The sequence below is a fragment of the Pseudomonas sp. CFBP 13710 genome, from assembly GCF_014842235.1.
GTDB lineage: Bacteria > Pseudomonadota > Gammaproteobacteria > Pseudomonadales > Pseudomonadaceae > Aquipseudomonas > Aquipseudomonas baltica.
The window spans coordinates 23,810-46,354 of the sequence record NZ_JACYVJ010000010.1 but is presented as its reverse complement, the minus strand read 5'-3'; the positions used below and the strand labels follow the sequence as shown (position 1 = coordinate 46,354).

General features: G+C 63.0%; 10 protein-coding genes. 3 read left to right on the top strand and 7 right to left on the bottom strand.

Going from position 1 to position 22,545, the window contains the following annotated elements; all coding sequences use genetic code 11:
- Positions 1–34: 34 nt before the first annotated feature.
- Complete coding sequence (gene hemE / locus IFT44_RS17890; protein ID WP_185794776.1) at positions 35–1,099, top strand: uroporphyrinogen decarboxylase; 1,065 nt, start codon at positions 35–37, stop codon at positions 1,097–1,099.
- A 98-nt stretch (positions 1,100–1,197) separates the two neighbouring features.
- Here hemE and IFT44_RS17885 read toward each other — a convergent pair whose 3' ends face one another.
- On the bottom strand, positions 1,198–2,463 hold the full coding sequence (locus IFT44_RS17885; RefSeq protein WP_192176336.1) for an MFS transporter: 1,266 nt from the start codon (positions 2,461–2,463) through the stop codon (positions 1,198–1,200).
- A gap of 186 nt (positions 2,464–2,649) precedes the next feature.
- Here IFT44_RS17885 and IFT44_RS17880 point away from each other — a divergent pair, with 186 nt between their 5' ends.
- A complete protein-coding gene (locus IFT44_RS17880) occupies positions 2,650–3,420 on the top strand; it encodes a ParA family protein (RefSeq protein WP_192103212.1) in 771 nt (256 codons plus the stop codon).
- A gap of 258 nt (positions 3,421–3,678) precedes the next feature.
- Here the strand turns inward: IFT44_RS17880 and trxC are convergent, their stop codons facing one another.
- The 5 genes from trxC to IFT44_RS17855 form a co-directional block, all read right to left on the bottom strand.
- Positions 3,679–4,122: a thioredoxin TrxC gene (trxC, locus tag IFT44_RS17875; protein ID WP_192176335.1), complete on the bottom strand. Its 444-nt coding sequence runs from the start codon at positions 4,120–4,122 to the stop codon at positions 3,679–3,681.
- 163 nt (positions 4,123–4,285) lie between these two features.
- Complete coding sequence (gene selO, locus IFT44_RS17870) at positions 4,286–5,731, bottom strand: protein adenylyltransferase SelO (RefSeq protein WP_192176334.1); 1,446 nt, start codon at positions 5,729–5,731, stop codon at positions 4,286–4,288.
- A gap of 26 nt (positions 5,732–5,757) precedes the next feature.
- Positions 5,758–9,138: a mechanosensitive channel MscK gene (mscK, locus tag IFT44_RS17865; RefSeq protein ID WP_192176333.1), complete on the bottom strand. Its 3,381-nt coding sequence runs from the start codon at positions 9,136–9,138 to the stop codon at positions 5,758–5,760.
- A 254-nt stretch (positions 9,139–9,392) separates the two neighbouring features.
- Positions 9,393–11,066, bottom strand: coding sequence for a M60 family metallopeptidase (locus IFT44_RS17860; RefSeq protein WP_192176332.1), 1,674 nt, complete (start codon positions 11,064–11,066; stop codon positions 9,393–9,395).
- A gap of 276 nt (positions 11,067–11,342) precedes the next feature.
- Positions 11,343–13,085 carry a potassium/proton antiporter gene (locus tag IFT44_RS17855; RefSeq protein ID WP_192176359.1) on the bottom strand — a complete coding sequence of 581 codons (1,743 nt, stop codon included), beginning with the start codon at positions 13,083–13,085 and terminating at the stop codon, positions 11,343–11,345.
- 515 nt (positions 13,086–13,600) lie between these two features.
- Here IFT44_RS17855 and IFT44_RS17850 point away from each other — a divergent pair.
- A complete protein-coding gene (locus IFT44_RS17850; RefSeq protein WP_192176331.1) occupies positions 13,601–18,325 on the top strand; it encodes a membrane-targeted effector domain-containing toxin in 4,725 nt (1,574 codons plus the stop codon).
- A gap of 83 nt (positions 18,326–18,408) precedes the next feature.
- On the opposite strand, the gene putA is transcribed toward IFT44_RS17850, so the two are convergent.
- Positions 18,409–22,362, bottom strand: a complete 3,954-nt coding sequence (gene putA / locus IFT44_RS17845) for a trifunctional transcriptional regulator/proline dehydrogenase/L-glutamate gamma-semialdehyde dehydrogenase (protein WP_192103222.1) — start codon at positions 22,360–22,362, stop codon at positions 18,409–18,411.
- Between the last annotated feature and the right edge of the window lie 183 nt (positions 22,363–22,545).

Sequence of the window (22,545 nt, the reverse complement as noted above, 5' to 3'; positions counted from 1 at the left end):
CGAAAATCCTCATACTTTTCTGCCGGATGTTGACATGACTCCCCTCAAGAACGACCGCTTCCTGCGTGCCCTGCTCAAGCAGCCCGTTGACGTCACCCCGGTGTGGATGATGCGCCAGGCCGGACGCTACCTGCCCGAGTACCGCGCCAGCCGCGCCAAGGCCGGTGACTTCATGAGCCTGTGCAAGAACCCGTCGTTCGCCTGCGAAGTCACCATGCAGCCGTTGGAACGCTACCCGCTGGATGCGGCCATCCTGTTCTCCGACATCCTCACCATCCCCGATGCCATGGGCCAGGGCCTGTACTTCGAAACCGGCGAAGGCCCGCGCTTCAAGAAGGTCGTCAGTACCTTGGCCGACATCGAAGCGCTGCCGATCCCCGATGCGCATCAGGATCTGGGCTACGTCATGGACGCGGTCAGCACAATCCGCCGCGAACTCAACGGCCGGGTGCCGCTGATCGGCTTTTCCGGGAGCCCCTGGACGCTGGCCACCTACATGGTCGAAGGCGGTTCGTCGAAGGATTTTCGCAAGACCAAAGCCATGCTCTACGACCAGCCCCAGGCCATGCACCTGCTGCTGGACAAGCTGGCGCAGTCGGTCACCAGCTACCTTAATGGCCAGATCATGGCCGGGGCCCAGGCGGTGCAGATCTTCGATACCTGGGGCGGCAACCTGTCGGCCGCGGCGTATCAGGAATTCTCCCTGGCCTACATGCGCAAGATCGTCAGCGGCCTGATCCGCGAACACGAAGGGCGCAAGGTGCCGGTGATCCTGTTCACCAAGAACGGCGGCCTGTGGCTGGAAAGCATCGCCGACGCCGGCGCCGACGCGCTGGGCCTGGACTGGACCTGCGACATCGGCGAAGCCCGTCGCCGCGTTGGCCACAAGGTCGCCCTGCAGGGCAACATGGACCCTACCGTGCTGTACGCCAAGCCCGAAGCGATTCGCACCGAAGTGGCGCGGATCCTCGCCAGCTACGGGCAGGGCACAGGCCATGTGTTCAACCTCGGCCACGGCATCACCCCGGAAGTCGATCCCGAGCATGCCGGCGCGTTCATCAACGCCGTGCATGAGTTTTCAGGGCAATATCACGGCTGACATCCTTCCGTGTTGAATCTTGACGCGGCTTGCACCGCTGCTACAGAAACACCCGCCCCTGTAGCAGCGGCGCAAGCCGCGTCGGCGGTGCATGCGGTTCATTTGGACGCCCCCACCGGCTGCAACTTCGCCAGCCTCGCCGCCACCACCAACGCCACCGTCAACAACCCCGCGATAAACCCGCCCACACCCGTCCAGCCACCGTAGTGCCAGGCCATCCCTCCCGCCGTCCCGGCCACGCTTGACCCCGCGTAATAACTGAACAGGTACAACGAAGACGCCTGCCCCTTGGCCGTCAACGCACGCCGTCCGATCCAGCTGCTGGCTACCGAGTGCGCACCGAAAAAGCCAAAGGTGAACATCAGCATCCCCAGCAGGATCACTGGTACCGGATTGAACAGGGTCACCAGCAGGCCTGCGAACATCAGCACGATGCTCATCCAGAACACCTTGCGTCGGCCATGCTTGTCGGCCAGCGAGCCCACCTGCGCCGAGCTGTAGATGCCGGCCAGGTACACCACCGACAGCAGCCCCACCAGCGCCTGGCTCATGTGGTAGGGCTCGGCCAACAGGCGGTAGCCAATGTAGTTGAACAGCGTCACGAAGCTGCCCATCAGCAGGAACGCTTCGAGAAACAGCCACGGCAGGCCGGCATCCTTGAAGTGCATGGTGAAGCCTTCCAGCAAGCCACGTGGGTTCATCTTGCGGGGGCGGAAGTTACGCGATTCCGGGAGGATCCTGACGAAAACCGCCGCTGCGACCAGGGCCAGGCCGCCGACCACCAACAGTGCAGTGTGCCAACTGACGAAGTCGATCAGCACGCCGGTGATCAGGCGTCCGCTCATGCCGCCGATGGCGTTGCCGCCAATGTACAAACCCATTGCCAGACCGATGTGTTGCGGATGAATTTCCTCGCTCAGGTAGGTCATGGCTACCGCAGCCAGGCCGCTCAGGCTCAATCCGGTCAAGGCGCGCAGCAACAGCACGCCGTCCCAGGTGGGCATCAAGGCACTGCCGAGGGTGCACAGCGCTGCGCTGAACAAGGCTGCCACCATCACCGGCTTGCGTCCTACACTGTCGGAAATCGGCCCGGTGATCAGCAATCCGATGGCCAGCATCCCGGTAGCCACCGACAGCACCAGGCTGCTCTGGGCGGCGTTGATGCCGAACTCGTGGGACAGGATCGGCATCATGGGTTGCACGCAATACAGCAGGGCAAAGGTGGCGAAGCCGCCGCTGAACAGGGCGAGTACCGTGCGCAGGAACTGCGGGGTGCCTTTCTCGATGTACTGCTCGTTGAACTGAGCGGCGTTTTGATGGGAGGTATCAACAGCTTGCGCAGCAGGCGCGACAGCAGTTTTCACGGTGACCTCGGGATGGGGGCGGCAGGAGTTGAAAAACTATATAGCTGGCTAATGATTTCTGCCAACACTAGCACCGAGACTGCAGGAAATTGTAGGAAAAATCCGAGAATGAACGTCCCGGCGTGCTAGCAACTGTAATATTCTGGCCGCTACACTCGAGGCTTTGCCTGTCATGGAGGGATATAGATGCGGCGCGTGGTGTTCAATCAGAAGGGCGGCGTAGGCAAATCCAGCATTGCCTGCAACCTGGCGGCCGTCAGTGCCAACGAGGGCTTTCGCACGTTATTGATCGACCTCGATGCCCAGGCCAACTCTACCCAGTACCTCACCGGGCTGACCGGTAACGATATTCCGATGGGCATCGCGGACTTCTTCAAGCAGATCCTGTCGTCGGGTCCGGCCAGCAAGAAAGGCAAGGTGGATATCCATCAAACGCCCTATGACAACCTGCATGTAGTCACGGCTTCGGCGGAGTTGGCTGATCTGCAGCCCAAGCTGGAAGCCAAGCACAAGATCAACAAGCTGCGCAAACTGCTCGACGAGCTCAGTGAAGATTATGATCGGATCTATATCGACACCCCGCCGGCGCTGAATTTCTATGCGGTGTCGGCGCTGATCGCTGCGGATCGGGTGTTGATTCCCTTCGATTGCGACAGCTTTTCCCGGCATGCGCTCTATGGTCTGCTGAGTGAAATCGCTGAGTTGAAAGAGGACCACAACGAGGGTCTTGAAGTCGAAGGTATCGTCGTCAACCAGTTCCAGCCTCGGGCCAGCCTGCCTCGGCAGATGCTCGACGAACTGATCGCCGAGGGCCTGCCCGTGCTGCCGGTGTATTTGAACAGCTCGGTCAAGATGCGCGAGTCCCATGAGCTGAATATCCCATTGATCTACCTGGACCCGCGACACAAGCTGACCCAGCAGTTCGTCGAGCTGCATGACCTGCTCGAACAAGCCTGACCTCCCACCCCTGTGATCGACTGTGGGAGCGTTCTGCGGCCGCGAATCAGGCACCGCGATCTGCCTGATCCACCGCGGCGTTCGCTGACGCGGCTTGCGCCGCTGCTACATCGCGATCTGCCTGATCCACCGCGGCGTTTGCTGACGCGGCTTGCGCCGCTGCTACACGCACCGCGATCAACCCAAGGGCGGGCCTTGCTCAATCCCCTGTAGCAGCGGCGCAAGCCGCGTCCGGCCTCGATGCGGTGCATCAGGTTGCTACAGGTTGGCGATACCCTGGGCACCGAGCCAGGCCAGCAACTGTGGCAACGGCATCGCGCCGCTCTGCCGCGCCACTTCTCGACCATTCTTGAACAGGATCAAACTCGGTATCGAGCGGATGCCAAGCTGCGTGGACAGCTGCGGGTTGGCCTGGCTGTCCAGCTTGGCCAGTCGGCATTGGCCCTGCAGTTGCTTTGCCGTCTGCTCGAACACCGGTGCGAAGGATTTGCATGGCCCGCACCAGTCGGCCCAGACGTCCACCAGCAGCGGCAGATCGCCCTTGATCTGGCTGGCATAGTCGCCTTGAGTCAGCTCGAAGGGTGTATCGAGCAACACCGCCGCCTTGCACCGCCCGCATTTGGGCTGGTCGGTCAGGCGCAAAGCAGGAATGCGATTGAGCCCGTTGCACTGCGGGCAGGGGATTACCAGTGAGTCGCTCATGTCCGGCTCCGATTTGAAAGATGGCCCCTGCGTATCTGGAGGCAGAAAGATCGGTTATCAACCCAAGCGCCACAGCCTACTCCGAAGGAGCGGTCATCGGCCGCGAAGGGCAGGATGCGGTCTGCCTGATGCACTGCGGTGCAGCGTTCGCGGCCAGTGTTGCTCACGACGAACAACTGATCTCCAGATGCTTGCCCCACTCTGGTGGCCGTTCGGCGTAACTTTCCATGCCCGGCTGCGCTTCGAATGGATTGCAAAGCACCTGGTGCAGGCGGCGCACCTCCGAATAGTCACCGTCTTCGGCCGCATCGATGGCTTTTTGCGCCAGGTAATTGCGCAGGATGTACAACGGGTTGACCTGGTTCATGCGTTCCGTGCGGCCTTCCACCACATCGCGCTCCATGCGCGCCTGGTAATCGCCTGCCCAGGCATCGAAGCCCTGGATATCGACGAAATCATCGCGCAGCACGGCCAGCGAGCCATCCTCACCCAGGCGGCGGAAAAACAGGTTGTAGTCCACACCGCTGTTCTGCATCAGCCCCAGCAGACGTTCTAGCAACGCCTTGTCGCCCTCTTCGGCCAGGGTGAAACCCAGTCGCCGCCGCATGATGTCCAGCCAGGCCGCCTCGTACAGCGGCAGGAACAACCCCAGTGCTTCCTGCAGCGCCTCCACGCTGATCAGCGGCGTCAACGATTGAGCCAGGGCACTGAGGTTCCAGTGCGCCACGGGCACCTGGTTGCTGAAGCTGTAGCGGCCTTGATGGTCGGAGTGGTTGCAGATGAAATTCGCATCGAAATCGTCGAGGAAGGCGTACGGCCCGAAGTCGAAGGTAATGCCCAGGATCGACATGTTGTCGGTGTTCATCACCCCATGACAGAACCCGTAGGCCTGCCACTGGGCGATCAGTTCGGCGTTGCGCTCGACGACTTCGCGGAACATGTCGAGGTAGGGTTCGGGTTGGGTTGCACAGCCGGGGAAGTGCGCTGCCAGCACATGGTCGACCAGCTGTTTCTGCAGTTCGGGTTGGCGCGTGTAGTAGAAGTACTCGAAGTGCCCAAAACGCACATGGCTGGGGGAAAGGCGCAGGAGCATGGCAGCGCGTTCCTGTTTCTCGCGCCACACCGGGGTGTCCGATGCAATCACGCACAGTGCGCGACTGCTGGGAATGCCCAAGGCATGCAAGGCTTCGGAAGCGAGGAACTCGCGGATCGAGGAACGCAGCACCGCCCGGCCATCGCCCATGCGCGAGTAGGGCGTCTGCCCGGCACCCTTGAGGTGCAGGTCCCAGTGCTCGCCGGCCTCGTTGTACACCTCGCCCAGCAGCACCCCGCGGCCATCGCCCAGCTGTGGCGTGTAACCGCCGAACTGATGGCCCGAGTAGATCATCGCCCGTGGTTCGGTCTCGCTCCACAGTTTGTGCCCGCTGAACAGCTCAGCGAACAGTGGCGTCCGGGCGCATGCCGGGTCCAGGTCCAGCAGGCTCATCGCCGCATCGCTGGCCACTACCAGCCGTGGGTTGTCGATCGGCTCGGGCAGCACGTGGGTGGAGAAAACGTCGCCCAGGCGGGCGAAGCGGTTGTCGAAGATCAGTTCGTCGAGGCCTTTCATGTGCGTTCTCCGTTGGCGCGGTGCGCTCAATCAAGTTTCGAGGGCGGTGGCTTGGGTGCTTCCACGGCCTGGGGTGCGCTCGGTGGCTCGGCCGGCGCAGGCGTCGCCGCCGGCTGCAGGGTGCCTGCACTTTCTCCAGGCTCGGCGGGCACCAGCTTGTACTCGCGGCCGGTGGTGTTCTTCAGGTAGATCTCCATTTGCCGGAACGAAATGTTGATGTTCTGGCGCTTGAATTCCTTGTTGATGAAGCGGTTGATCTCGTCCAGGACCGGGTTGCGGTCACCCAGGTCACGCACGTGCATGCGCAACTCGTGGTCCAGGGTGCTTTCGCCGAAGTTGAGGAAATACACCAGTGGCTCCGGGTCCTTGAGCACCCGCGGGTTGTCCCGCGCAGCCTTGAGCAGCAGGGTGCGCACCAGGTCCAGGTCCGAGCCGTAGTCCACGCCCAGCTTCAACGTCACCCGGGTGATGGTGTCGGTCAGCGACCAGTTGATCAGTTGCCCGGTGATGAAGGTCTTGTTGGGGACGATGATGTCCTTGCGATCGAAGTCGGTGATGGTGGTGGCGCGAATGCGGATCTTGCTCACCGTTCCCGACAGGTTGCCGATGGTGATGGTGTCGCCGATGCGCACCGGGCGCTCGAACAGAATCATGATGCCGGAAATGAAATTGGCGAAGATCTCCTGCATGCCGAAACCCAGCCCTACCGAGAGCGCCGCGACCAGCCACTGCAGCTTGTCCCAGCTCACCCCCAGGGTCGACAGCGTGGACACGAAACCCACCCCGGCGATCACGTACGACAACAACGTCGTGGTGGCGTAGGCGCTGCCCTGGGCCAGGTTGAGCTTGGACAGCACCAGCACCTCCAGCAGCCCCGGCAGGTTGCCGGCCAGCACGAAGGTGATACCGATGATCACCGCCGCACCGATGAAGTCGCTGAGGCTGATCGGCACCATGCTCATGGCTGCGCCGGTGCCGCTGGTGTACTCGTACAAGGTGATGTTGTCCAGATAGGCGAACACGCTGATCAAATCGCTCCAGACCCAGTACAGCGCGCCGATGAAGCCGGCCAGCAAGGCCAGGCGCACCAGGCGCAAGGACTGCTGGTTGACCTGCTCGATGTCCAGGGTCGGCTCTTCGGCGACTGCTTCGCCTTCGCCGCTGTCCTTCGCCGTCTGCCGCTTGGCCAGTGCCCGTTGGTAGGCCAGGCGCCGGGCGGCGACGCTCAGGCCACGCACGAATGCGGCTTCGATGACCAGCCAGATCATCAGCAGATACAGGGTGTCAATCAGCCGGTCGGTGAGCTTGAGCGCCGTGTAGTAGTAGCCAAAACACACAGCCACGAACAGCGCGATCGGCAGCGCGGTGAACAACAGGCCGATGGTACGGCGGAACAGTGAAGCGCTCTTGTGGGTCGGGCTGCTGACCAACAAGCGTCCCAGCAGCCAGGCCATCAATGCGTAGCAGGTCAGCACCACGGCAATGCCGAGCACGTCATCCGCCAGCGCCGAGGGTTGCAGTTCGGCCACCGCCACCACCGACACCAGCGCCAGCACGACGAAGCCCAGCCGGCGCACCCAGCCCTGGAGGAAGGCCACCTGCGCACGCTCCCAGCGAAAATGCAGCTCGGCCACGCCGCCGGGGGCAAGGATGCGATAGGCGGTGTAGAACACCAGCCAGGCCTGGGCGATCTGCAACATGGCCGCGCCAAGACCGGCATTCTGCCCGCGAGCATCGATCAGCAAGGCGTAGCCGCACAGGGCCAGGCCCAGGGCCATGGGCATGGCCAGCAGAATGTTGATCAGAATCGCCGCCGGTGTGTGCCATTGCCGGTCGCGCTTGAAGTGACCGATGTCCTGATGCACCGCATTGAGCTTCTGGTAGAGAAACTTGCGCTTCCACTGCAGCAGGCCGATCACCAGCAGCAGGGGCAGGAACAGCAACGGCCGCTGCACCAGGCCATCGGTCAGTTCGCTTACGCTCGATGCCCAGGGCAGGGTGGCGACCTGGTTTTCCAGGCGTCGCGGCACGGCTTTGAACCACTCGTCATCCAGCGGCTTGTTACTGGGGATCCAGAACATCTGCTCGTCCAGCGTGGCACGCAGGCCTTGCGCGGTGCTGAGCAGTTGCTTCTGATTGAGCTGCAGAGTGATCGACTCGTTGAGCAGTGCGCTCAGCTCCCGGTTCAGGCGTTCGAGCAGGTCGCTGCGGGTGACCGCCAACTCCAGCAGGCTTTTGCGCAATTGCGGCGCGTTCTGGTCCTGTGGCTGATTGACCATCAGGTTGTCCACGTACGCCGCCGGGTTGCCGATGGCTTCGCGCTGCTGGTTGACTTCGAACTGATACAGGCGGATGTCGGCGATCTCGTCGGCCAGGTCGCGATCGACCTTCAAGTGCGGCAACGCCTGCTTCTGTTTGTAGAGAATCTTGGACAGCAACAGGCTGCCCTTGAGCACGCTGATCTGCTCGTCCAGGGCCTGGTCGCTCTGCGTCACACTGTCCAGCTGCTGGCGGGTCTTGAGGTTCTGCTGGGTCAGCTCGTTGAGCCGGTCGGTGCTGCGCAGCAGGTAGTCGGACAGCTTGACGTTGGTCGCACTCTCCGTGGCCAGCACGCTGCTGCCGCCGGCTTTCTGTGCTTCCAGCGACTGCTTGGTGACGGTTTCCTGGGACTGCGCCAGGCGCTTCTGGTTGATCAGCGTCTGCAGGTCCTGGATTTCCTGCTCCAAACGGGTGGTCTTCTCCAGCACCAGGTCGTGACGGGCATTGCCCAGGTCCTGCAGGGTACTGTTGCCGGCCAGCTCCTGGCGGCGCAGGTAGATCAAGGCATTGATCGACGCCTGTTCGGCCGCCAACTGGTTGCGCGTGTCGGGGGTCAGCGCCTTGCCGTCGTTCTTGCCCAGCTTGAGAATGCCGCTGATCTGCTGGATACGGTTCTGGCTGGCGCTGATTTCGGTCTGCGCGCGTTCCGGGCGGGTCTGCGCGGTGATGATCAGGCTGTTGGCATCGGACAAGGCCTTTTGCAATTCGCCCTGCTCGGTGGTGCGCTCGCTGAAGATCTGCTCCAGCTGCGGCACGCTCAAGGTGGCATAGCGCTGGCTCACAGGGATGATCGGCATGCCCTTGAGACGGCTCAGCTCGCGCTGCGCCTCCAGGGTCTGCTTGGGTGCATCGGCCAGTTGCTGCTTGAGGTCGGCCAGTTTGCGCTCGTTGTCGGTCTGGTTGCCAAGCAGCCCCAGGGTCTGCTCGAACACCTGCTGCAGCGCCTTCTGGTCGGCTTCTGGCAGCTTGCGCTCGGCGATCTTGTCGAGGTTGTGTTGCACCGATTCACGGTTCAGCGGGTCGGCAGCCTGAACGCTGGCGACAGCCATGCACAGCCCCAGCAGGGCTGCGGAAAGAAAATTGCGCATAGGTTAAAAGTCGTACAGCTCGAAGAGAGATGGGCAGTTTAGAGGAAGAGCCCAGGCCCTGGACGACTTCCTTCGCGGAATTTGACGCCCACTTTCATGATCCGGTTCCCGTGCATGACCGCATTGCCTGACGCAGGCCAGGCTATGTCATGTGAACAGTCCGGTTTATGCGCCTTCGGTCCGTCACACAGTCTCGGGCGGGGCCGGACTGCGGCCCCGACCAAATCGCTGGGGCCAGCGCCCTTCGAGCCAGTCTAGGCATCTTTCAGCAGAGACGTGTCGCCGGGCGGCTCGGTGCCACATTCCGGCTCTTTCTCAGGGCTGGAGCTCGCACTCGCTCCAGCCCGAGGCTCCCTGAGCGTCAGCAGATCTGCAGGCGGCGCAGGCAGGCGCATCTCGGTAATTTGTTGATCGGCTGCCGTTGAAAGAGGCATCCCCCAGGCGCGCACGAAGGCTCGCAGATCAGCCCAAGCGGCCATGCTCCCAAACAGTGCTAGGTTATCGAACGATTGGGCTCGTGAGGGCGTTGTGCTCCAAGGGCCATGCTCACGGGCAATCCGGTTCAACCGTGGCCAAAAAGCGTCGCCGAACCCGAGGCGTAGTTGCTCCAGGGCCGCCAGACGCTCAAACGCAGATAGCTGGGTTATGTCCAGATCAGCCGCGGCCTGCTTTTCCAGCGCATTGTCCCAGGTGTCCTTGCCGTTCGCGCCGGGGTGAGTCAAATTCGACCGCACACCGAATACCCGCTGGGTCGCCATGGCGAAGAGGTTGTTGGTCACTTCGCTGAAATCATTGGGCAAGTAGGCGCGCATCTGGTTCTGATGACCTATTTCGTGAGGCACTGCCCACTCCGCCTTGAGGCGCTCGGGTTCAAGCAGCCCTTGTGCATACGCCATGTTGTATGCCGTGTACCCGGTGGTGGCATGTGCCGATCCAGCGCCACCGTGGTTACCCAGTACAAGATGATATTTCAGCGGAGCCGGTGCATGAAGTTCTTCTGCCTTGTCCAGACCCAGTAACGTCTCTTGCACGTCAATGATGCGCTCGTAAGTTGCCATCAGCAGCGGTATGCCACTGTTCTTGTAAGCCTGCGCCGATGCCCGATCGACGGTCAGAACGACCCGGGCGCTGTACAACTCCACGTACGGGGTTGGCCGCGCATCGAGCATAGCGTGATAGACGGCTGTCGAGGTATTCCCGTGTTCGAAGTAGGGAAGTTCCTGTGCACCCAGAATGATGACATTGGCGGTGTTTATTTCATTGGCCAGTTGGAAATAGATGACGCCTCCACCAGGATCGGTAATGGTATTGGTGCCAAGTTGAAGGGGATAAGTTCGTTGCTGGGAGTATTGCGTGTCCGTGTCGGCGTAAGGGGCGCCAATGAACAGGTTCATCGCGATGGGCGGGGTGTCCGTGTGTACGACGATCACTTTGAAAGCGCTATTCTTGGGGGCGTAGAAACCTGTTGGTTGCCGGTTCATCAGGGGAAAGCGCGTACCCAGTCGATACACGGCCGCGAAACGGTCCACGGTGGCCTCGAACGTCGCCCAGCGGTGCCTGCGGATGCCTATGGAGCCATCGCCCTGGGTGACCAGCCGGAAGCGCTGGTTCAAGTTGCCGGCCGCCAGGATCTCCATGGTCGGTGTCTGATGATTGAAGGTCAGCACGTACCCTGTCAGTACTGACTGGATCGATACGGTGTCATCCGAGTAGCGCCTGATTCGGAAACGTTGTGTGCGAACGTCTTCTTCCGGCTGCGCCCACAATCGAACGCCGTCGGAACTCAAGTGGTAACGTGTATAGCGGTTTTGCACGAATTGATCTTCACCAGCGTTCCCGGTCAACAGGAAACTTTGTGACTGGGAGCCGTTGTACAGTCGCGCATTTACCGCTGCGTCTTGAAAAGAAAGTACGGTATCCGGGAGCATGGGCTTGGCCTGATGGAAGTTGAGACATAATCAGGCTAGCAGGGTCAATGTAATGGTCGCGCCAGCGGAAACAGCAGAAACCAAAGGGGGAGGGGCGTCGCAATGTTGCACACTGTTCGCAACTTGCTGAGTAGAAAAGGTATTCCGCTTCAGTAGTTAAAGTCTGTACAAAGTTGGGGGGCTGAATGTTTTTTTACAGGATGAACGGTCGTATTGGTGTTGTTGAGTACGCAGACCGTTCATTCATCAGCAGGCTTGAATTCATTCGCCAGGAATTCAAAGGAAGAGCCCAGGCCCTGGACGACTTCCTTCGGGGAATCTGACGCCCACTTTCATGATCCGGTTTCCGTCCATGACCGCGACCGTCCAGACGGTGCCGTTCCATTCTACGTGGTCGCCAACGATCGGCGCGCCGCCAACCCGCTGAATGATGAAGCGGCTGAGCGGCATCTGCGGGTCGAGCCCATCGAGCTTGAGGCCGTAGAGCGCCGACACTGCGCCCAATTGCGCGTCGCCTTCGAGGACGAAGTCGCCGAAGAAACGCAGGTCCAGCCCGCGCTGCGGTGCCTGGCTGAACAGTTTGCCCAAGGCCGGCAGGTTGTGCTCGTGACCGATCACGCACAGCAGGTCGTCCACTTCCAGCACCGTACTGCCGGATGGGTGGAGCAATTGCTGGCCGCGGAACAGTGCGGCAATACGTGTGCCTTCGGGCATTTTCAGCTCGCGCAGGGCTGCTCCGATGCACCACTTTTTCGCACCCAGGCGATACACGAACAGCTCCCACTCGCTGGTGATGTGCACCTCGAGGGCCGAACGCGAGATCGGCGCGGGATCAGGCGGCACGGTGACCTTGAGCAGCTTGGCTACCCACGGCAGGCTGGTGCCTTGTACCAGTAGCGACACCAGCACGATGAAGAACGCCAGGTTGAAGAATAGCTGCGCATCCGGCAGCCCGGCCATCAGCGGGAACACCGCGAGGATGATCGGTACCGCGCCGCGCAGGCCGACCCACGAAATGAAGGCTTTTTCGCGGCCATGGAACGCTTTGAACGGCAACAGGCCGACCATCACCGACAGCGGCCGAGCGACCAGGATCATCCACAGGGCCAGGGCGAGCGCGGGCAGGGCGATGGGCAGCAGGTCGTGGGGCGTGACCAGCAGCCCCAGCACCAGGAACATGCCGATCTGCGCCAGCCAGGCCATGCCATCGAGCATATGCAAAATGCCATGGCGGCTGCGGATCGGCTTGTTGCCCATCACCAGGCCGCACAGGTAGACAGCCAGGAAGCCGCTGCCGTGCAGCGCGTTGGTCAGGGCAAACACCAGCAGGCCACCGGCTACCACCAGGATCGGGTACAGGCCGGCGGCCAGGTTGATGCGGTTGACCAGTTGCAGCATGACCCAGCCGCCGCCCAGACCAATCACGCCGCCAATGCCGAACTCGCGCAGCAGGTGCCCCAGCAGGCCCCAATGCAGTCCGGTCTGGCCGCTGGCGATCATGTCGATCAGGGTCACGGTGAGGAACACCGCCATGGGGTCGTTGCTGCCCGATTCGATCTCGAGCGTGGCGGTCACCCGTTCGTTCAGGCCCTTGCCGCCCAGCAGCGAGAACACCGCCGCCGCATCGGTGGAACCGACGATGGCGCCGATCAACAGCCCCTGGATCATGCTCAAGTCGAACAGCCAGGCGGCGACAGCGCCAGTCAGCGCGGTGGTGATCAGCACCCCCACCGTGGCCAGCGACAGGGCGGGCCACAACGCCACGCGAAAGCTCGATACCCGCGTGCGCAGGCCACCATCGAGCAGGATTACCGCCAGCGCCAGGTTACCGACCAGATAGGCCGTGGGGTAGTTGTTGAAGATGATGCCGCCGCCGTCCACCCCGGCGGCCATGCCTACGGCCAGGATGATCACCAGAATGGGGATGCCCAGGCGGGAGGAAAGCGAGCTGACCAGAATGCTCGCACCTACCAGCAACGCGCCGATCAAGAACAGGCTGTTGATGAAGGTGGCATCCAAGGGCGGTACTCCGGTTTCTGAAAACGAGGTGAAAAGGCAGTCGCTCATGCAGGCTGCGTGCCAAGGGATGATAACCTGTGTAAATGCATAACTGTCAAAGCCTTGCGTGGAATCATCACACGTCGGCGGTGTTGCAGACGGGCACCAGCAGCCATGCTGTGGTGTTACGGGCAGGAAAAGTCCTACAGGACTTACGGATGCGCCTTGCATATGTGGAGGAGGGCGTTTGTAAGAATCAGCACCCTTTCTCCTTTCCAAGGGGAGTGCGTAGGTTTTTGTTTCGGCGTAGGAAGTATCGCGTGGATGTTTGGGAAGCCTCTTTCGGACCGGCCTGTTTGCGCTGTAGGAGGATTCATCGGCAAGAGAAGGAAGCCTCCTGCTAGTTGGGCCAATCATGCAAGCAGTGCCGGGCTTCGTATCCACCAACCGAGCGTCGTCTGGTGGTAGCGCTTATGTAGCGCGCTGTTGTGAGCCGTGCTGTCCAGAGTGGTCGCCCAATGTGCAAGAGCGAACCCATGGACACCTCACTCGATGAACAACTGAACAGCCTGCTCAATACCCATATCGGGCAAGACCACCTGCGCACCCCTTTGCTCAATCGCCTGCAGAGCCTGGTCGATGCCGTTGCCCAGACAACGCTCGCGCAGCAGAGCCTGGCGGCAGGGGCACCGCTGCTCCAGTCTCTCGATCACCAAGCCCGGGCGCAGCTGCAAACGGACACCGACCTTTATTGGAGTGACCTGGCCCCTGGCACCGTGTTATCGCGGTTACAGCACGCAGAGGCGCTGCGCGCCGAAGACCTGATGCATCGCGCCCAGTTGCTGGCAGCGTTGGGCGAAGTGACCGAGGCCGGGCGCAGGCTGTTGCTGGACGCTCTGCAGCCAGGCGAGGACGCCGTACTGCTGGTGTGCAGCACGATAACGCTGCTGGCCAGCGACGGCACACACGCCATGCTGCCCGGCGCCGAGTTGATCGAGCGCCGGGGTGGAGGACGCTGTTTGCTGGTGTGCCCTGGGCTGGAACAGCAGTTGTTCGAGTTCGGCTGCGCCACCGAGGCTGGACGTGGTCTGATCGAGTATCTGTTTTCCGCCCAGGGCCACGTGCTGCGGCAGCGCCTGGCCTTGCAGTTCTCGGCAAACGGCCTATCGGGCCTTTCCACAAGCCTGGGCGCCAGGGTGCGTTTCGTTCCACACACAGCGCGCGTACTCGAACATGGTTTGCGGACCAGTATCGCCAGCCAAGTGGTGGCCCAGGCCGAAGCTGGATCACCGCCTGAATACAGTGAGTCAGGGCAGCGATCGGCACACTTCTGGCTTCCTCTGCCCAAGGCCATCAGTGCCGTGGTGGCTGCTGCCATCAGGGCGGATGGCGAGCGCCAACGGGCGCTGCTGACCTTTGGCGGCATCACGCCGAATATCGCCACGGCGCTGCTCAAAGAGAAGCTGGATGCCTGCGAAGGAGGTGTCCAAGGGTATGCAGGTGATGCCCTGGACAGCCCTGAACACAAGCATTACCGCCAGCTCCACGGTGCCTGGCAAGCGGCGCAAGGCAAGACTCGACAGCTGCTCGAGGCACTGACCACAGAGGCGTCCTGGCCTACCCGTGCATTCTGGGCCCACGACAGGGGGCAGGGCCTGTCGCGCCAGCATTCGCTGGCGCTGGAACTGAGCAACGCCCTGCGCCATGACGCCGGGCTGCAAGTCTGCGAGGGCACGCTTGCGGAGGCCGACCTTGAGCGGATACTGGAGGTCGTGAATCAGCCGGACGCTCACCTGCGGGGCGCGGAGGGTACGGTGGTCGCCGAATTGGCGGTGGGCGAGGCGACCTATGCCTACACGCTGCCTGGAGCCTACATCATCGCTGCGGCCAGCGTGTGGGTGAACACCGAACAGGTCGTGCCTGCGCTGCTGTTCCAGACAGGAGAAAGCGGTGGCGTGCGTCGCTTCGCTTCGCTCGAGCAACTGTTGCAGTGCGTCACGGCCAGTCTGCGTGACCCCACCTTCACCGCGCTCTGGGCGCGCTTCCCTGCTGATACGCAGAAACGCCTGGCACCGCTGCTGGCGCTGGAAAAACTGCCACTGGTGACCACGCCGGTCGAAGGAGACTGGATCGACAGCCACCTTCGCGCGACGATCGATCGGTACGATCAGGCAGCAGCGCGGATGCCCGATGAACAAGGCCGGCAGCGTCTGCGAGAGGCGCTGGCGAGCGCATTGCGGCAACCGGCGCACGGCATACGAGAAACAGCCATCGGCCATATCGCTGAGCAGCGCCGTCTGCAGGCCGTGTTGCAGGCGTTGCCTCGCTGGCTGGCGACAGCGGGGCAGACCCAGCGAAACCACTATGCCGGCCTGCTCGATGACTACAACCGGCTGGCGGCGGGCCAGGAGGCGTATCTGCAAGGTCGGCCGACCACGATCCGGGCCTTCGCGGCCGATCTGCTCGAAACACGGCTCAGGGCCGACCTGAAGCAGAGCATCGACCCCGAGCGACTGCTGCTGAGGCTGCCCGACAGTGTCGAGGTCAAGGCGGTGCCCAATGTGCCCTCGCAGATTCAGGTGCCCAGCGCTGCGCATTCCACGATCAGCATCGTCGAATTGGCCTTGCTCAATATCGACCGGCAGATGACCTTGCGCCTGAGGTATGCGCAATGGGTGCATCGAGACACCGGTGCCGAGGTGAGCATGGCCGGCCTGGACATCCCCTACTTGCGCAGGTTGGTGCTTGAACTCGATGTGGCCCGGCGTTATCGGGAAAGCGTCCAGGCGCTGTTCACCATCGCTGCGGGTGCGTCGGCCAGGCCCGCGCTGCACGGGCAGATCATGGCGCTGCCCTACAGCGCGGCATTCAGGCTGCAGGCGTTTGGTGCCTGGTGTCAGGGTTGGCTGACCGAGCAGGCCTGGCAGATGCTGGAAAGGGCGGCGCAGTGCAGGTCCGCCGCCGCGCAAGCGGCGCTGGGGGTGTCACTCGGCGCGGTCACCCTGAGCCTTGGGCCCGGCCAGGCGGACTTGTCCAGCGGCCTGCTGCTGATCCAGGCACCCGCCCAAGGCCTTCACTGCCTGTACCTGCCCGATGTGCCGCACGGCGCTCACTTCATCCAGGCAACCAGTATTCAAGGCCTGCGCGACAGCCTGTTGTTGCGCCTGCGCAGCGCATCGGTGCGCCGGTGGTTGGCGGGGCAAGCGGGCGTCGGCCAACCCACGGCCGCGCGCGAAAGCTACATCGAGCAGGCTTATCAACGCAGCTATGGCCGCTTCATCAAGTTTTCCCCGTTGGCCGATCCTGTCTGGCCGTTGGCGACCAAACTGCTGCGCGATCACCGATCGAAGCTGCTCGATGATGCCAGCCTCATCTCTCGCAGCCGCGAGGATGTGCGTGCGGCTTTCGCGCGGCAACTGCGCGAGGGTGGTCAACAGTTATTGATGTCCGGGCTTGCCTACCTGCCGGGTATCGGTACGCTGATGCAGCTCAGCGACGGCTGGCATGACGCCAGGCAGGCGGTGCAGGCCTTTGCGGGCAGTGACCCCGCGCTGGGCTTGCGCCGCCTGGCATCGGCCGAACTCAACTTCGGTTTCGCCCTGCTGTCATTTCTGCCGGGGATGGCGGCTGCCAAAGTCGCGCGCAGCAGTTTGAAGCCGCGCCAGGGCCTGCGCCCGGCTGCGCTGCAGGTAAGCCCGCAGCGAACGCGGCTCGACGGTTTCGCAGGCCACGAGACGTCGGTCAGCCTGGTCGGCGCCAGGCTCCAGCGCGGACCCGACGCCGGTACCTGGAAACAGGGCGGCAAGCTCTATCTCTGGCAGGATGGCCAGGCCTACGAAGTGTTTCGTCGCCGCGGCGAACTCACTTTGCGCCTGCGTCGAACCGCAGCCAACAACCACGAACATCCGGTTCGCCCAGGCCCCGATGGACGCTTCGTCACTCATCTGGATACCGGTTTACGCGGCGGCGGCCGCTCGCGTGCAGGAAGCAGCACCGGGGCCACTGCCGACCCCAGCGCCATGGGCGACTACCTGATCGTACCGGATGATCGTCCGGTCATGAGCCAGGTACTGGCCCGAGGGGGGCGCTACAACCTCGATGAAATGGCTGCGTCGCTGCAGGCCACGCCGGGGGATGCAGCCCGCAGTCGGTTCTTCGCCCAGCGCCGGCAGTTGTTGCAGGACGCCGATGCCTACCTCGAGCACACACCGCGCGAACCGCGCGTGCCGCTGCCGGTGCTGGCCAGCGACGTTCAACCTGCTGCCTTGATTGCCGCCGTGTATGAAAACGCCAATGGCCTGGTGGTGGGGGAAGCCCATTCCTCGGCAGCCTCCAAGCGGTTTCTGATCGACAACTTCGCGACGCTTGCAGCCACTGGCGTGAAGACCTTGTACTTCGAGCATCTGCCGATGGATTTCCTGGCCGACGACCTCGAAGCCTTCAATGGCAGCGGCGTCATGACACCGGCGTTGAAAGCCCGGTTGCAGTCGCTCGACACCGGCCACAAAGTGGACGCGGGGCAGCCTTTCACCTTCGAGCAGGTGGTGGTCAAGGCCCACGACGCCGGTCTGCAGGTGGTCAGCCTCGATTGCGCTGCCAGCTGGTATGCCAAGGGCGTGATGGACGCGCGCAGCACGGCGCGTCAGCGCATGTTCAGCTACCTGGCGACCCGGGTCATTGCCGACCATCAGCACGCCACGGGCGAGCACAAGTGGGTGGCGCTGGTGGGCAACAGTCACGCCAACATCTTCAAGGGCACGCCAGGCCTGGCCGAACTCAACAAGGCCATCGGGGTACGGGTCAGTGCGCCGGATGCCGGCGGCAGACCTGGCCTGCGTTCGGATCCGGGCTTCGAGACCCATTTCAATCAGGGCATGGTCAAAGCCGACTTTCTGCTGGAGCTGGAAGTACCCACCCAGCATCTGCGTCCGTCGGCTGGCACTGGCGAGCTCACTGCGTCGCAGCTAGCTTTGGCCACCGAGATGGAAGCCTTGCTGACCCACACGCCCGTCGGTCTGCAACCGGCGCCGCCGCGGTTGATTCATCCCGGCTCCTTCTACCTGCAGAAGGTAGAAGGCAAGCGCCAGGTGGTGCACCTGAGTCGCGACGGCAACATCTACCACACGCCCGTCGAGAAGACGCTGGGCCGCTACTGGTTGTCGCGGCCCAGTTGGGACAAGGTCCATGGACGCAGATTCTGGACACTGCAGGGCCTGCTGGCGGCCATGGCCGAGCAGAACCTGAGCCTCGTGCAGCCCTGAATACCGACCGATGCGCCTGATGGAGAGGCAAAAAAAACGCCACCGCGGCGCAGGCCGGGGTGGCGTTTTCCTTCGTGACGGCGTTAGCCGATGCTCATCAAGCTCGCGTTACCACCCGCGGCGGCGGTGTTCACGCTCAGCGCGCGCTCGATCACCAGGCGCTCCAGGCAGATGCCGGTTTCACCCTGCGACAGGCCATGCACACCAACGATGGCGCCGCTGCGCTTGGCGATCTGCTCGCACACCGCGCGCAGCTGGTCGGAGTCGCCGTGATGCAGTACGGCATCGAAGTGCACCTCGTCCTTGTTCCACTCCGGCACCAACTGGATGCGCGCCTGCACTTCCTTGGGCAAACGCCCGCGCACGGCCTTGCCCAGCTCGTTGTCGGGCACTACTGCTCTGGAACCCACGGCCATCACCGCTGCCAGCTGCGCCAGCAGGTCGGCTTCGGTGTCGGCCAGGCACAGCACGTGCTCGCGCGGCAGAATGGTGTAGCTGTTGCGCTCGCCGGTGGGGCCATCGAGCAGCCGGCTCACGCCGCTCTGCGACTGGGCGGCGAAGTCGCTGCACAGTTGCGCCAGTTCGGCCTGCTGGTTGCTCGAAGCCCAGGCTTGCAGGGCCTGCAACGGTTTGCCCAGGGCGTCACGCAGACGCACGTCCGGCGCCGTACCGGCATCGGTGCGGGCGAAGGACTGGGCGATGGCGTCGTTTGGCCGGGTCGACAGCAGGCGGTACAGGTACAGCGGACCACCGGCTTTCGGGCCGGTGCCCGACAGGCCTTCGCCGCCGAACGGCTGCACGCCCACCACAGCGCCAACGATGTTGCGGTTGACGTAGACGTTACCGGCATGAACGTTGTCGATCACCTTGGCGATGGTTTCGTCGATGCGTGTGTGCACGCCCAGGGTCAGGCCATAGCCGGAAGCATTGATCTGGCCGATCAACTGGTCCAGGTCGCGACGCTTGTAGCGCACTACGTGCAGCACCGGCCCGAAGATTTCGCGCTGCAACTCGTCGAAGCTTTCCAGCTCGATCAGGGTCGGCATGACGAAAGTGCCGCGCTTGATTTCGGCACTGTCGGCTATGGCCATCTGGTACACGTCGCGGCCTTTGTCGCGCATGCCCTGGATGTGTTTCTCGATACCGGTTTTGGCCTCGGCGTCGATCACCGGGCCAATGTCCACGTTCAGGCGCTCGGGATTGCCCAGGCGCGCTTCGGCCATGGCGCCCTTGAGCATTTCGATCACACGGTCGGCCGAGTCTTCCTGCAGGCACAGCACGCGCAGGGCCGAGCAGCGCTGGCCGGCGGAGTCGAAGGCCGAAGACACGACATCGATCACTACCTGTTCGGTCAGCGCCGAGGAATCGACGATCATTGCGTTCTGGCCACCGGTTTCGGCGATCAGCGGAATCGGACGACCTTGCGAGTCCAGGCGCCCGGCGATGTTGCGTTGCAGCAACCGCGCCACTTCGGTGGAACCGGTGAACATCACGCCCTTGACGCGCTCGTCGCCCACCAGCCGTGCGCCCACGGTTTCACCGCGGCCCGGCAGCAGTTGCAGCACGCCTTCGGGGATACCGGCTTCGAGCAGCAGGCGCACGGCCTGAGCGGCCACCAGCGGGGTCTGCTCCGCCGGCTTGGCCAGCACCGGGTTACCAGCGGCAAGGGCCGCAGCGACCTGGCCACTGAAGATCGCCAGCGGGAAGTTCCACGGGCTGATACACACCACCGGACCCAGCGGCCGATGGGCATCGTTGCTGAAGTCGTTGCGCGCCTGCACCGCGTAGTAGCGCAGGAAATCCACGGCCTCGCGAACTTCGGCGATGGCGTTGGCGAAGGTCTTGCCGGCTTCGCGGGCGAGCAGCCCCATCAGCGGCTGGATCTCGGCTTCCATCAGGTCTGCGGCACGCTCCAGCACGGCGGCGCGTTCGGCCGGCGGCGTGGCCTGCCAGATCGGGCCGTTGATCAGTGCGCACTGGATCGCGTTGTCGACGTCGGTGACCGTGGCTTCCTGAACATGGCCGACCACGTCGCGCAGGTCGGACGGGTTCAGCACAGGCTGGGCCGGTTCGTTGCTGGCCTCGCAGCCCAGCATCGGCAGGGCTTTCCAGTCGGTGTGGGCAGTGGCCAGCAGGGCCGACGACAGCGACGCGAGGCGATGCTCGTTGGCCATGTCGATACCGGCCGAGTTGGCCCGGTCGCTGCCGTACAGGTCACGCGGCAGCGGAATGCGCGGATGAGGCAGGCCGAACTGGCCCTCCTGGGTCGCCATCCGCTCGATGGTGGCCACCGGGTCGGCGACCAGCTCCTGGATGGAAATGGACTGGTCGGCGATCCGGTTGACGAACGAAGTGTTGGCGCCGTTTTCCAGCAGGCGGCGGACCAGGTAGGCGAGCAGTGTTTCGTGGGTGCCGACCGGTGCATACACGCGGCACGGACGGTTCAGCTTGCCATCGGCGACCTTGCCCACGACCTGTTCGTACAGCGGTTCGCCCATGCCGTGCAGGCACTGGAATTCGTACTGGCCGGGGTAATAGTTCTGACCGGCAATGTGGTAGATGGCCGCCAGCGTATGGGCGTTGTGGGTCGCGAACTGCGGGTAGATGACTTCCGGCACCGACAGCAGTTTGCGCGCGCACGCCACGTAGGACACGTCGGTGTACACCTTGCGCGTGTACACCGGATAGCCTTCCAGCCCCTCGACCTGGGCACGCTTGATTTCGCTGTCCCAGTAGGCGCCCTTCACCAGGCGGATCATCAGGCGATGACGGCTGCGCCGAGCCAGGTCGATGACGTAGTCGATCACGTACGGGCAGCGCTTCTGGTAGGCCTGGATGACGAAACCGATACCGTTCCAGCCGGTCAGTTGCGGCTCGAAGCACAGACGCTCGAGCAGGTCCAGCGACAGCTCCAGGCGGTCGGCTTCCTCGGCGTCGATGTTCAGGCCGATGTCGTAGTGCTTGGCCAGCAGAGTCAGCGACAGCAGGCGCGGGTACAGCTCTTCCATGACGCGCTCGTACTGCGCGCGGCTGTAACGCGGGTGCAGCGCCGACAGCTTGATGGAGATGCCCGGACCTTCATAGATGCCGCGACCATGGGAGGCCTTGCCGATCGAATGGATCGCCTGCTCGTAGGAGGCCAGGTATTTCTGCGCGTCGTGCTCGGTTAGCGCCGCCTCGCCGAGCATGTCGTAGGAGTAGCGGAAACCCTTGTTCTCGAACTTGCTGGCATTGGCCAGCGCTTCGCCAATGGTTTCGCCAGTGACGAACTGTTCGCCCATCAAGCGCATGGCCATATCGACGCCCTTGCGGATCATCGGCTCGCCGCTCTTGCCGATGATGCGGCTGAGCGACGACGACAGGCCCGATTCGTTGTGCGTCGACACCAGCTTGCCGGTCAGCAGCAAGCCCCAGGTTGCCGCGTTGACGAACAGCGAGGGGCTGTTGCCCAGATGCGGGTGCCAGTTGCCGGTGCTGATCTTGTCGCGGATCAGGGCGTCACGCGTGCCCTTGTCGGGGATGCGCAGCAGCGCCTCGGCCAGGCACATCAAGGCCACGCCTTCCTGGGAGCTGAGCGAGAACTCCTGCAGCAGACCCTGAACGATGCCGGCACGGCCACCGGCGCTTTTCTGGTTGCGCAGCTTCTCGGCGATACGCGCGGCCAGCTTGTTGGTGGCTTCGGCCATGTCGGCCGGCAGGCGCGCCTGCTCCAGCAGCATCGGCACCACTTCAGGCTCGGGGCGGCGATAGGCGCCGGTGATCGCGGCGCGCAGTACCGACTGCGGCAGAATGCTTTCGGCGAATTCGAGGAAACACTGATGGGCATGGTCGGGCTGGATGTCGCCCGCATCGTCATTGCCACTCACCCCGGCGCCGGTCAGTTCGGTCAGCGTCGCGCCGCCTTCCAGCTTCTCCAGGTAGTTGAAGATCGCCTGCTTGATCAACCAGTGTGGAGTGCGGTCGATGGACTGCGCGCAAGCCTTGAGGCGTTCGCGGGTCGGGTCGTCCAATTTGACGCCCAGGGTGGTGGTTGCCATTTCTTGTCCTCATCAGGGCCACGGTGCGTGGCAATAAAGCCGGCGGCAAGATTAGCCGTGCGCTTTGCGGGGTGCAACCAGGTGCAACCTGTATATCGACGAAAGTTGCACCGCTCGACGGAAAATCTTTTTGCATGGGTTGAATCTGCACAACGCAGGTGCGGCTGTGTAGCGAATGACAGG